Below are 12,011 nucleotides of genomic sequence, written 5' to 3' on the forward strand. Positions count from 1 at the left end.
CCGTGGCAGCCAACCGGCTGCTTACCCGCAAGTCTACGAGGGCCCCCGCGCGTCGGAAAGCGGGACGACCTACGGCCGGGTCGGTTTTTCGACTTGTCGTGTATCACGACGGCCGAGAAGACTGGCCGGACCTATGACGGACCGCCCGAATCGGGCAGCCGCCGCGTCGGCCGCCGCCTCCGCCTCGCGCCAGCCGCGCTCGGGCGCACCGAGGGTGAGCTGCTGCGGGGTCTGCCCGGCGGGGGCGAGACCTTCCATCCGGACCCCGACCAGCCGAACCGGCTCGCCCGGGGCGAGCGCGCCCCACAGTGCCCAGGCCGTGTCGAACATCTCCCGGGCGGTGTCGGTGGGTACGGCGAGGGTGCGGGAGCGGCTGATCGTCCGGAAGTCGGCGAAACGGACCTTGAGCGACACGGTACGGCCCACCTGCCCGGCCGCCCGTAGCCGAGCGCCGGCCTTGTCGGCGAGCGCGAGCAGGGACCGCCGGATCTCGTCCGGGTCGGTCACGTCGGTGTCGAACGTGACCTCCGCGCCGATCGACTTCTCCACCTGTTCGGGGGTGACGCCGCGCGGGTCACGCCCCCAGGCCAGCTCGTGCAGGTGGGCGGCGGACGCCTCGCCCACGGCCCGGCGCAGCAGGCCGGCCGGCGCTTCGGCGAGGTCGCGTACGGTGCGCAGGCCGAGGCGGCGCAGCGCGTCCGCGGAACGCTCCCCCACGCCCCACAGCGCGGACACCGGCAGCGGGTGCAGGAACTCCAGCACCTGGGCGGCCGGGACCACGAGCAGGCCGTCGGGTTTGGCCCGGGTGGAGCCGAGCTTCGCCACGAACTTGCTCGGCCCCACGCCCACCGAACAGGTCAGTCGCTGTTCCTCGGCGACCCGGCGGCGGATCAGCGCGGCGATGTCCGCGGGCCGGCCGAACAGCCGCCGGGCGCCCGCCACGTCGAGGAACGCCTCGTCCAGCGACAGCGGCTCGACCAGCGGCGTGACGTCCCGGAAGATCCGCATGACCGCCCGCGACGCCTCGGTGTAGGCGGTGAAGTCGGGCGGGAGGTAGACCGCGCCGGGGCACAGCGCGCGGGCGCGGGCGGTGGGCATGGCGCTGCGGACGCCGTACCGCCGGGCCTCGTAGCTGGCGGAGCTGACCACGCCGCGCGGCCCGACGCCGCCCACCACCACCGGCCGGCCGCGCAGCTCGGGGCGGCGGCGCACCTCCACGGAGGCGTAGAACGCGTCCATGTCGACGTGCAGGATGGTGCAGCCGGTGTCGTCGGCGTCCGGCCCGAAGCGGGGGTCACCGCCTCGGGGCAACAACTGGCTGCGGCCCATGCCAGCAGGCTAGCCCGCCGGTCCGACAACCCCACCGCCCAGCCCACGGCCACCGGGGCGCCACCCCACGCACCGGCCAGGACCGGGCCCGGTCAGCCCCGGACCACCAGCAGCGGGACCGTCATCTCGGCGGCGGTGTCCGCGCCGTGGTACGCCACCAGCCGCGACGCCATCGGCGGTTCGGAGCGGGTGGCGACCACGGCGTACGTGTCCCGGCAGACCACCACCACGTCGCCGATCCGGGTCAGGTGTGCCTCGGGCACCGGCCCGAACCAGCCGGTCGCCACCGCCTCGGCGCGGGTCAGCACCTGCGCGGCCGGGCCCAGCACCTCGGTCCAGGCGGCCACCACGTCGGCTTCGGCGCCCGGCTCGACGTGCAGGTAGCGGACCCGGGGCTCACCGGCGACCACCCGTATCCCGGCCCGCAGCCGGGGGTCGGTGTCCAGGTCGATCCGGTGCCCGGCGGGCACGTCGAGCTGGCCGTGGTCGGCGGTGACCAGCAACGCGGCGTCCGGCGGCAGCCCGTCGACGAGCCGGGCCAGCAGTGTGTCCACGTCGGCGGCGGCGGTCCGCCAGGGCGCGGAGTCCACGCCGCTGAGGTGTCCGTGCCGGTCCAGGTCGGGGTGGTAGCCGGAGACGAGTGCGGGCCCGTTCCCGGCGGCGAGCGCCGCCAGCATCCGGGCGGCGAGCACGTCGACGCCTGCTGCGCCCCGGTAGTCGCCGCCCCGGTTGGCGGCGAGCGTGAGGCCGCTGCCGGCGAACTCGGGGCGGCTGACCACGGTCACCGCGACCCCGGCGGCACGCGCCCGCTGGTACCAGGTGGGCACCGGCTGCCAGCTCTCCGGGTCCGGGTCGCCGGCCCAGTCGACGTGGTTGAGCACCCGGTCGGTGCCGGGCACCCGGACCGTGAAGCCGAGCACGCCGTGCGCGCCCGACGGGGTGCCGGTGCCGAGGCTGACCAGGCTGGTCGGGGTGGTGGACGGGAAGCCGGTGGTGAGCGGCCGGCCGGCGGTGGCGGCCAGGCCGGCGAGCGTCGGGGCGTACGGGGCGGCGGTGGGGATCTGGTACCAGCCGAGGCCGTCGACGAGCAGCACCGCGATCCGGCGTACCCCGGGCAGGCGCGGGGCCAGGCCGAGCCGGTCGGCCGCGCCCGGCACGCCGAGCAGCGCCAGCGCGCTGGGCAGAACGTCGGTCAGGGCGCCGCCGTCGTAGCGCGGCACCACCCGGTCCAGCGGGCCGGGAGCCGGGCCGGGAACCGGGCCGGTCATGCCGGGCGGCGGGCGAACAGGTGCAGCTGGGCGGCGAGATCCCGGTACGGGGACCGGGCGGCGAGGGCGCGCTCCAGCTCCACCAGGGCGGCCTGCTGGCCGTCGGCCACCGCGGCCGGGAGAAGGTCGGCGAGCACGCGTACCCCGTGGATCTCCTCCACGACGAGGCCGGCGGCGGTGAGCAGCGCGGTCGCGTCGGCGGCGTCGTAGCGGCGGCGCAGCGTGTCCCGGCCGCCGGTGGTGCCGTGCGGGTCGGCGGCGAGCGCGGCGGCGGCGTCCAGTTGCCCGTTCATCGCCCGGCCGAACACGGCGGCGGCCCGGCCGGCGACGAGCACGCTCGCCGCGCCGCCCGGTCGCAACGCGGTGACCAGCGCGGACATCACCGGTTCCGGGTCGTCGACCACCTCGAGGACGGAGTGGCAGAGCACCAGGTCCACGGTGGCCGGTTCGACGAGTCCGGTGAGCGCGTCGGCGTCGCCCTGCGTCGCGCGTACCCGATCGGCGACCCCGGCCTCGGCGGCCCGGCGGGTCAGCGCGGCGAGCGCGTCGGGGCTGGCGTCGACCACAGTGACCCGGTGACCGGCCTCGGCGAGCGGGACGGCGAAGCCGCCGGTCCCGCCGCCGACGTCGAGCACGGAGAGTCGTTCGCCGGCCCGCCGGTCCAGCTCGGCCCGGAGCACCGACCAGATGACGGCGGTGCGGGGGGTGAGGGTTCGGATCTGCTCCACGCGCCGAGCCTAGTCACCCCCCGGCCCGGGTTCAGGACTCGCCGCCGCCGGCGGGGTCGTCCTCGGCGCGGGAGCGCTGGTGGTTGGCCACCGGGCCGTCGGTCACCTGGTATTCCCGCGGCTCGGCCTCGTGCGTGGGCGCCCAGTCGGCGCCGAGGCGGGTCCGTCGGGCGTTCGCCACGCCACCGGCGTTCGTGCGGTGAAAGGTCATCGGTTCATCCCCCATACCCCGGGTGGGCCACTCTGCCCACCCGCGTCGGGAGTCTCCCGCCTCCGGCTCGGAGAAACCGTAATGTGGATCACTCCATCAACGGAAATCCCTGGATGCCGGCGTGACGGGGGGCTCGATCGCGTCCAGCCGGTCCGCGGTGAGGTTCGTGACGCCCTCGTGCCGCTGCAGCCGGCCCCGCACCACGAGTGCTCCACTGGTGCGGGCGACTCGACGGTATCTCTGCCACAACCCCGGGGAGCAAGTGACATTGAGCATCCCGGTCTCGTCCTCCAGGTTGAGGAACGTGACGCCGCCGGCGGTCGCCGGGCGCTGCCGGTGGGTGACGATCCCGCCGACCCGGATCCGCTGCCCGGGCGGCACCTGGCCGAGGCGGGCGATCGGCACCGCGCCCAGCTCGTCGAGGCGGTCCCGGATGAACCGGGCCGGGTGGCTCTCCGGGGACAGGCCGGTGGCCCAGACGTCGGCGACCAGGCGGTCCACCGCGGCCATGCCGGGCAGGGTGGGCGGGTCCGCGCCGGTCACCGTGCCGGGCAGCCGGCCGGGCCGGTCCTGGGCCGCCGCGCCGGCCGCCCAGAGGGCCTGCCGCCGGGTCAGCCCGAAACAGGCGAACGCGTCGGCGGTGGCCAGCGCCTCCAGCTGCGCGGCGGTGAGACCGACGCGGCGGGCCAGGTCCGGCATGTCCCGGTACGGCCCGTGCGCGGCGCGTTCCGCCTCGATCCGCTCGGCCACGTCCTCGCCGAGGGTACGGACGCTGCCCAGCCCGAGCCGCACCGCCGGGCCGCCCAGCCCCCAGGCGTGCGGCGGCTCGCCCGGCACGCTGCCCCACCGGGTCTCCGGCGTGGACTCCAGCACCGCCTTGGCGCCGCTGGCGTTGATGTCCGGCCGGCGCACCTCCACGCCGTGCCGGCGGGCGTCGTCGGCGAGCGTCTGCGGCGAGTAGAAACCCATCGGCTGCGCGTTGAGCAGCGCGGCCAGGAACGGGCCCGGGTGGTAGCGCTTGAGCCACGAGCTGGCGTACACCAGGTAGGCGAAGCTCATCGCGTGGCTCTCCGGGAAGCCGTAGCTGGCGAACGCGGTGAGCTTGCGGTACACGTCGTCGGCCAGCTCGCCGCTGATGCCCCGCGCGGCCATCCCGGCGTAGAGCCGGTCGGCGATCTGCGCCATCCGCTCCACCGACCGCTTCGCCCCCATGGCCCGGCGCAACTGGTCGGCGCCGGCCGCGTCGAACCCGGCCAGGTCGATGGCGAGCTGCATGAGCTGCTCCTGGAACAGCGGTACGCCGAGCGTCTTCTCCAGCGCGTTGCGCATCAGCGGGTGCGCGTACGTGACCGGCTCCTGGCCGTTCTTGCGCCTGATGTACGGGTGCACCGACCCGCCCTGGATCGGGCCGGGCCGGATCAGCGCCACCTCCACCACCAGGTCGTAGAACTCGCGCGGCTTGAGCCGGGGCAGCGTGGCCATCTGGGCGCGGCTCTCCACCTGGAACACGCCCACCGAGTCGGCCCGGCAGAGCATGTCGTAGACCTCGGGGTCGTCCAGCGTCATGTCGCCCAGGTCGAGCCGGGAGCCGATCAGGTCGTAGCCGTAGTGCAGCGCCGACAGCATGCCGAGACCGAGCAGGTCGAACTTGACCAGGCCGACGGCGGCGCAGTCGTCCTTGTCCCACTGGAGCACGCTGCGGCCGGGCATCCGGCCCCACTCCACCGGGCACACCTCGATCACCGGCCGGTCGCAGATCACCATGCCGCCGGAGTGGATGCCCAGGTGCCGGGGGAAGGTCTGCAGCTCGTTGGCGTACGCGACCACCTGCTCCGGGATGTCCGCCACGTCGACCGCGGCGACCGAACCCCACCTGTCGATCTGCTTGCTCCAGGCGTCCTGCTGGCCGGGTGAGAAGCCGAACGCCTTCGCCACGTCCCGCACCGCCGACCGGGGCCGGTACGAGATGACGTTGGCGACCTGGGCGGTGTGCTCCCGGCCGTAACGGGCGTAGACGTGCTGGATCACCTCCTCCCGGCGGTCGGACTCGATGTCCACGTCGATGTCGGGCGGCCCGTCGCGTTCCGGGGCGAGGAACCGTTCGAACAGCAGCCGGTGCCGGACCGCGTCCACGTTGGTGATGCGCAGCGCGTAGCAGACCGCCGAGTTGGCCGCCGAGCCCCGGCCCTGGCAGTAGATGTCCTGCGCGCGGCAGAACGCGACGATGTCGTAGACCACCAGGAAGTAGCCGGGGAAACCGAGATCCTCGATCATCCGCAGCTCGTGTTCCAGCTGCGCGTACGCCTCCGGGTGCGCCTCGGGCGGGCCGTAGCGCTCCCGGGCGCCGTCCATGGTCAGCCGGCGCAGCCAGCTCATCTCGGTGTGCCCGGGCGGCACCGGGTACGCCGGCAGCTGCGGCGCCACGAGCTGCAGGTCGAAGGCCAGTTCCGCGCCGTACTCCGCGGCCCGCGCCACCGCGCCCGGGTACGCGGCGAACCGCGCCGCCATCTCCGCGCCGCTGCGCAGGTGGGCGGTGGCCGCGGCGGGCAGCCAGCCGTCGATCTCGTCGAGGCTGCGCCGGGCCCGGACCGCCGCGACGGTGGTGGCCAGCCGCCGCCGTCCCGGGGTGGCGTAGTGCACGTTGTTGGTGGCGACGGTGGGCAGCCCGGCGGCGGCGGCCAGCTCGGCGAGCGCGTCGTTGCGGTCGGCGTCGACCGGGTGGCCGTGGTCGGTCAGCTCCACCGCCACCGTCTCCGCGCCGAACAGCGCGGTGAGCCGGTCCAGCTCGCGGGCCGCCGCGTCGACGCCCTCGGTGAGCAGCGCCGCGGGCACGTGCCCCTTGCGGCAGCCGGTGAGCACCAGCACGTGGTCGCGCAGTTCGGCGGCGATCTCCTCCAGTTCGCCGTAGACCGGGCGGCCCTTCTCCCCGCCGCGCAGCTGAGCCCGGGAGATGGTGGCGGCCAGGCGCGCGTACCCCTCGTGGCCGTGCGCGAGCACCAGCAGGTGCCGGCCGAGCGGGTCGGGTTCGCCGTTCTGCGGGCCGGGCAGCCCGAGGGACAGCTCCGCGCCGAAGATCGTCGGCAGCCGCAGCGCGCGGGCCGCCTCGGCGAAGCGCACCACACCGTAGAAGCCGTCGTGGTCGGTGACGGCGAGCGCGGTGAGCCCGAGCCGGGCCGCCTCCTCAGCCAGTTCCTCCGGGTGGCTGGCCCCGTCGAGGAAGCTGAAGTTGGAGTGCGCGTGCAGCTCCGCGTACGGCACCACGCCGTCCGGGCGGTCCAGCTCCGGCGGCTGGTATTCCTGGCGCTTGCGGCTCCAGGCCGGTGAGTCGCCGCCGTCGGCGTCGACAGCGAGCGGGTCGACCACGTGCAGGTGCCGCTCGCCCCCGGCCCGGCCGGAGAGCACCTGCTCCAGCTTCGACCAGGGCATCTTCGGGTTGTGGAAGCTCACCGGCGCCTCCCCCGGCGCTCAGTCATAGATCGCCTCCACCAGCCACCGGCCGCCCTCGACCGCGAGCAGCAGGGCGGCGCCGTCGGCCAGGCTCACCTGGAACCGGGCCCGGCGGCGCGCCTCGGCCGGCGCCCACCAGCGCTCGTCCACCGGCCACGGTCCGGCCCAGCCGGTGATCTCGGCCGGACGGCCGTCGCCGACGGTGAGCCGGGCCGGTGCCGCGCTGACCGTCAGCCGCGCGCTCACCACGACCGGCTCCCCGGCGGCGTCACGCACGTCGGCCGGCAACGGGGCGGGCAGCACCACGGCCGGCGCGGGCGGCGGGATCCGCCCCGGCCACGGCGGCTCGGCCACCGCCCGGCCCCGCCCGGCCCGCCGCCTGGCACCACCCCCAGCCGGTACGACGACCGAGGCGGACGCGGCACCCGGAGCGGGCGCGGCGGCCGGCAGGGGTGGCGGGCCGGGGCGGGCGGGCACCCGCTCGTCGCCCCACGGGACCAGACGCACCTGGTCGGCCGGGGACCGCCCGCCGCCGAGCACGGCGGTGACCACCGCCTCGGGACCGAGGATGCCCTGCACCCGGCTCAGCGCCCGGTGCGCCCGTTCCCGCTCCTCACCGGTCTCCCCCCACAGCCCGGGTTGCAGGCCCGCCTGGGCGAGCACCCCGTCCGGCACCAGCCGCAACCGGACGATCCCGGCGGTGGGCCGGGCCGGACGCGTCCCGCCCCGGCCGTTGCTGCTGGAGAGCCAGCCGTCGAGCTGCCAGCGGACCCGGTCGGCGATGGCCGCGGCGGTGAGCAGGCCGTCGTGCCGCCACACCCGGTGCAGCTCCTGGCCGTGCGCGGTGACCGCCTCGATGCCGAGACGGGTGCAGGCCAGGCCGTACCCGGCCAGCCGTTCGTGCAGCCGCTCGGCGAGCATGCGGGCGGCGAACGCGGCGGCGTCGACCCGATCGACCGGCTCGTCGTAGTCGGCGGTGACGGTCAGGTCGGCGGGCGGCTGCCGGACCGCCAGCGGACGGTCGTCCCGGCCACCGGCGAGCCGGTGCGCCAGCGCCCCGTCGAAACCGAACCGGGCCAGCACGTCCCCGGCCGGCAGCGCCGCGAAGTCGCCGAGGGTGCGGACGCCGAGCCGGCGCAGCAGGTCGGCCAGCGCGGGCCGGCCGAGCGCCTCGACCGGCCGGGCGGCCAGGAACTCGCGGGTGCCGCCGGGGGCCACGATCCGGCCCTCCCGGGCGGCCAGCCCGGCCGCGAACACCCCGTCGGCGATGCCGGCCTGGCTCTCCACCGCGCAGCTCTGCGCGACGTGCTCCACGATCCGCTCGGCGGCCGCCTCCTCGCCGCCGAGGTAGCGGCTCGGCCCCCGGGCCGCCGTCGCGCAGGCGCCGGGCCGGATCACCTCGACGCCGGCGACCACCTCCTCCACGGCGGCCACCACCGGCTCGAACGCCCGCACGTCCCGCCCGGGGTCGTGGTCGACCACAGTCAGGTGCGGGCAGCGCCCCTGCGCCTCGCGGCGGCGCAGCCCGCGCCGGATCCCCTCGGCGCGGGCCCGCTCGGAGCAGGCGATCACCCGGTTGGCGTGCAGCACCACGACCGGGTCGGTGGCGGGCACCCCGTCGACGATCTCGGCGGCGAGGACCGGCCAGTCCGGGCACCAGAGCAGCAGCGTCCGCTGCGGCTCGCCGCTCACGCCGGACCGGCCGCGGCGAGCGTACGGGTGGGTGGGGCGACCACGCGCAGCCGGCGCGACGGCGCGGCGGGCGGGACACCGAGCCCCGCCGAGCGGGGGATCACCCGGGTCAGCTCGTCGCCGGGCAGCCACACCTTGATCTCCTTGGGGCGGGCGGCGGCACCCCGGCCCCGGGCCGAGACGGTCACCTCGCGGCGGCGCAGCCGCCCGCGACCGGCGCCGAGCCCCTGCCAGACGCCCCGGACCACCTGGAGCGTGACGTCCGCGCCGTCCCACCGCCCGTACGGGACGAGCACGCTTCCGCGCTGCCGGGCGCGGGCGGCCAGCCGGGTGGCGACCGAGGCGGAGACGGTGGCCGGCACGGCGGTGACCACCACGTCGACCCCGTCGATGAGCGCGGCGACCACTGTGGGCCACTCCGGCCCGGGGTCGGGCACCAGGGCCAGCCGGTCCAGGGCGATGCCCGCCTCGGCGGCGGCGCCGGCCCCGAAGGTGGGTACGCCGACCACCGCGCACCACGAGCCGGCCCGGGACGCCTCGGCGAGCAGCGCGAGGATCAGCGAGGTGGCGCCGCTGCGCCGGGGCTGGCCGGCGCCGACCGCGACGGTGCTGCCACGCCGCAGGCCGCGGTTGGGCAGCAGCCCGGTCAGCTCGGCCCGGACGGGCAGCACCCGGTGGCCGCCGGCCGGGTCGGGCGCGCTCGCCGGACGGACCAGATCGGCCAGGGCGGCGGAACCGACCACCATGCGGCCCGCCATCGGACCAACCCCCCGTCGTGTTTCGCCACGGGCCCGCCCGTGGATGGTGCTGTGGATCGTGTCGTGCGCGGCACGCGTGTGCCGTGGGTGCGGCGCCCGGCCACCCGGGGTCCCGCCGGTGGCGGCCGGGCGCCACGAATCAGGCGGCGGCTGCTCCGGGCCGGGGCGGGGAGCCGGAGGCGCCGGGCCGCAGCGGGCGGGGCAGTCCGTCGAGCGCCGGCTGGTGGGCCAGGCCGAGCGCGGTCTCCACCACCGTCACGAACTCCTCGGCGGCGCGCAGCAGGTCGTCGGCCTCGCGGGCGGTGACCACGCGGGGGATGCCGGCCTCGGCGGCGGCCCGCTTGCTCGCGCCGGCGGCGAAGTAGGCGGCCCACTCGTCCAGCTCGGGGGCGACGGTGGCGAGCAGCACCCAGACGCTGGTGACCCGGTGCCGGCGGGTGGGCGCGGGACGGGCCCGGGCGGCGAGCACGGCGGCGGCGGCGCGCAGCGCCGCGAGGTGGGCGGCGGCGTACCGGAGGCCGTCGGGTCGGGTGCGGGCGGCCTCGGCCAGCCCGTCGCGGGCCACCGCGAGCAACTGGGCGGGGGTGCGGTGCGGCAGCACGTGCGCGGGCACCGTGGGCGCCTGGGCCGGACTGGTCGGCATGGGTCTCTCCTCCGCGTGTGGCCGGGGCGGGCGGTCGCGCGACGGGGAACGTCGCCCGGTCGCCCGGAGCGGTCGGTGCGGAGGAAGACGCACCTTTCAGGTGGCGGCCGGCCGGATGTGGACGCTTCCCCACACCCACACCCGGCCGGCGTGCCGGCGGGTCCGTCGCCCGCCGCCCGGGGGTCGTGGGCGGCGGGCGACGACCTGCCTGACGGGCCCGGACTCGCGACTGTCCGAGACCCGGTGCGGCCCGCGGTGCCGCACCTCCCGGAAGCCGGTGCCGCGAAACACCGCTTCCGGAGCGTGATGAACGGTGTGCGGCGACCGTGTCGGCGGGGAACCGATCGTGAGTCAATCGAACACTCGTTCTAACTACCCTGACAGTACACCTCCCCACCGACGAAAACGCAACGTGTGACGCGCCGGGGCCGGAGCGAAGGCGACTGGATTCTCAGCCGGCGCACAGCCCCGGCAAAGACGAACCGGAACTCGCCGGTCCAGGGTTCCCTCATGAGCGTGAGTCGTACCCACGAGAACCTCCGATGACCGCCACCGCGACCGCGCGCGCTCTGCCCGCCGCCCCCCGCTGGTGGGCCGACGTGGCCGGCGGCCTCGCCGGGCTCAGCCTGCTGGTGGTCACCGCCCTGTGGACCGCCGACCGCGGGGTGCAGGAGCTGCTGGCCGGAGCAGCGGCCGGGTTCACCTCGCTCGGCCGGCTGGCCGGCCTGGTCAGCGCCGACCTGATGCTGGTCCAGGTGATGCTGATGGCCCGGGTGCCGCTGCTGGAGCGCCGCTTCGGGCAGGACCGGATCGCCCGCTGGCACCGGCTCACCGGCTTCGCCTCGTTCCACCTGCTCCTGGCGCACGTGCTGCTGACCGTGCTCGGCTACGCCGGCACCGCCCGGCGGGGCGTGCTCGCCGAGACCTGGGACCTGGTCGTCACGTACCCCGGGATGCTGTTGGCCACCGCGGCGCTGGCGCTGCTGACGCTGGTGGTGGTGACCTCGGTCCGCGCGGCCCGGCGGCGGCTGCGCTACGAGTCCTGGCACCTGCTGCACCTCTACGCCTACCTGGGCGTCGCGCTGGCGCTGCCGCACCAGCTCTGGACCGGCGCCGATTTCCTCGCCTCGCCGCTCGCCCGCGCCTACTGGTGGACGGTCTACCTGCTGGCGCTGGCCAGCGTGCTGGTCTGGCGGCTCGGCCTGCCCGCCTGGCGCTCGCTGCGCCACCGGATCGAGGTGGCCGCGGTGGTCGCCGAGGCACCCGGGATCACCTCGGTCTGGCTGCGCGGGCGGGACCTGCACCGGCTGCCGGTACGGGCCGGACAGTTCCTGCTCTGGCGGTTCCTGGACGGTCCCGGCTGGTCCCGCGCCCACCCGTACTCGCTGTCCGCCCCGCCGCGGGGGGACCTGCTCCGGATCACGGTCAAGGACTTGGGCGACGGCAGCGCCCGGGTGGGCGCCCTGCGCCCCGGCACCCGGGTGCTGATCGAGGGGCCGTACGGGCGGCTCACCGGCCAGCACTGGCGGGGTCACGGAATCACGCTGCTGGCCTGCGGTGTCGGGCTCACCCCGCTGCTGGCGCTGCTCTGGGAGCTGCCGTACGCGCCCGGCGAGGCGGTGCTCGTCCACCGCGTCCGTACCGCGGACGACCTGGTCTTCTCCACCGAGCTGGACCGGCTCGTCGCCGAGCGCGGGCTGGTGGTGCACCGCCTGGTCGGTCCCCGGGCGGCCCGGCCGTCCTGGCTGCCGGCGTACGCCGAGGGGCTCTCCGACGCCGAGGCGCTGCGCCGGCTCTCCCCCGACGTGGCCGGACACGACGTCTTCCTCTGCGGCCCGGACGGCTGGGTAGACGCCGTCCGCGCCGCGACCCGCGCGGCCGGGGTGCCCGACGCGCACGTCCATCACGAACGCTTCGCCTGGTGACAGGCGCGAA

General features: G+C 76.5%; 9 protein-coding genes. 1 reads left to right on the forward strand and 8 read right to left on the reverse strand.

All coding sequences use genetic code 11. From position 1 onward, the window contains the following. Positions 1 to 69: 69 nt before the first annotated feature. The 8 genes from NMK34_RS21505 to NMK34_RS21540 all read right to left on the reverse strand — a co-directional run bounded on the left by NMK34_RS21505 (position 70) and on the right by NMK34_RS21540 (position 10,076). On the reverse strand, positions 70 to 1,329 hold the full coding sequence (locus tag NMK34_RS21505) for a DNA polymerase IV (protein ID WP_318334931.1): 1,260 nt from the start codon (positions 1,327 to 1,329) through the stop codon (positions 70 to 72). A 92-nt stretch (positions 1,330 to 1,421) separates the two neighbouring features. Beyond that, positions 1,422 to 2,597: an alkaline phosphatase family protein gene (locus NMK34_RS21510; protein WP_318334932.1), complete on the reverse strand. Its 1,176-nt coding sequence runs from the start codon at positions 2,595 to 2,597 to the stop codon at positions 1,422 to 1,424. Further along, complete coding sequence (locus tag NMK34_RS21515; RefSeq protein ID WP_318334933.1) at positions 2,594 to 3,325, reverse strand: methyltransferase domain-containing protein; 732 nt, start codon at positions 3,323 to 3,325, stop codon at positions 2,594 to 2,596. Before NMK34_RS21515 ends, NMK34_RS21510 begins: the two co-directional genes overlap by 4 nt. 31 nt (positions 3,326 to 3,356) lie before the next feature. Continuing rightward, positions 3,357 to 3,536 (reverse strand): hypothetical protein, encoded by a 180-nt coding sequence (locus NMK34_RS21520; RefSeq protein ID WP_013287622.1) that lies wholly within the window; start codon positions 3,534 to 3,536, stop codon positions 3,357 to 3,359. Positions 3,537 to 3,632: 96 nt separating this feature from the next. Continuing rightward, positions 3,633 to 6,983: an error-prone DNA polymerase gene (locus NMK34_RS21525; protein ID WP_318334934.1), complete on the reverse strand. Its 3,351-nt coding sequence runs from the start codon at positions 6,981 to 6,983 to the stop codon at positions 3,633 to 3,635. Between the two features lie 18 nt (positions 6,984 to 7,001). Further along, positions 7,002 to 8,675: a DNA polymerase Y family protein gene (locus NMK34_RS21530; RefSeq protein ID WP_318334935.1), complete on the reverse strand. Its 1,674-nt coding sequence runs from the start codon at positions 8,673 to 8,675 to the stop codon at positions 7,002 to 7,004. After that, positions 8,672 to 9,433, reverse strand: a complete 762-nt coding sequence (locus NMK34_RS21535) for a hypothetical protein (protein WP_318334936.1) — start codon at positions 9,431 to 9,433, stop codon at positions 8,672 to 8,674. Before NMK34_RS21535 ends, NMK34_RS21530 begins: the two co-directional genes overlap by 4 nt. A 139-nt stretch (positions 9,434 to 9,572) precedes the next feature. Further along, complete coding sequence (locus NMK34_RS21540; RefSeq protein ID WP_318334937.1) at positions 9,573 to 10,076, reverse strand: SAV_6107 family HEPN domain-containing protein; 504 nt, start codon at positions 10,074 to 10,076, stop codon at positions 9,573 to 9,575. Positions 10,077 to 10,618: 542 nt separating this feature from the next. On the opposite strand from NMK34_RS21540, the gene NMK34_RS21545 reads away from it, so the two are divergent. Beyond that, positions 10,619 to 12,001 carry a ferredoxin reductase family protein gene (locus tag NMK34_RS21545; RefSeq protein ID WP_318334938.1) on the forward strand — a complete coding sequence of 461 codons (1,383 nt, stop codon included), beginning with the start codon at positions 10,619 to 10,621 and terminating at the stop codon, positions 11,999 to 12,001. Positions 12,002 to 12,011: the final 10 nt, after the last annotated feature.

Origin of the sequence: Micromonospora sp. BRA006-A (genome assembly GCF_033433935.1) — a bacterium.
In the GTDB taxonomy this organism is placed as follows: Bacteria; Actinomycetota; Actinomycetes; order Mycobacteriales; family Micromonosporaceae; genus Micromonospora; species Micromonospora aurantiaca.

What these genes read in the sequence shown, in the direction of transcription:
- NMK34_RS21505 (WP_318334931.1), bottom strand. Translation starts at nt 1,329, where the DNA reads ATGGGCCGCAGCCAGTTGTTGCCCCGAGGCGGTGACCCCCGCTTCGGG.
- NMK34_RS21510 (WP_318334932.1), bottom strand. Translation starts at nt 2,597, where the DNA reads ATGACCGGCCCGGTTCCCGGCCCGGCTCCCGGCCCGCTGGACCGGGTG.
- NMK34_RS21520 (WP_013287622.1), bottom strand. Translation starts at nt 3,536, where the DNA reads ATGACCTTTCACCGCACGAACGCCGGTGGCGTGGCGAACGCCCGACGG.
- NMK34_RS21535 (WP_318334936.1), bottom strand. Translation starts at nt 9,433, where the DNA reads ATGGCGGGCCGCATGGTGGTCGGTTCCGCCGCCCTGGCCGATCTGGTC.
- NMK34_RS21540 (WP_318334937.1), bottom strand. Translation starts at nt 10,076, where the DNA reads ATGCCGACCAGTCCGGCCCAGGCGCCCACGGTGCCCGCGCACGTGCTG.
- NMK34_RS21545 (WP_318334938.1), top strand. Translation starts at nt 10,619, where the DNA reads ATGACCGCCACCGCGACCGCGCGCGCTCTGCCCGCCGCCCCCCGCTGG.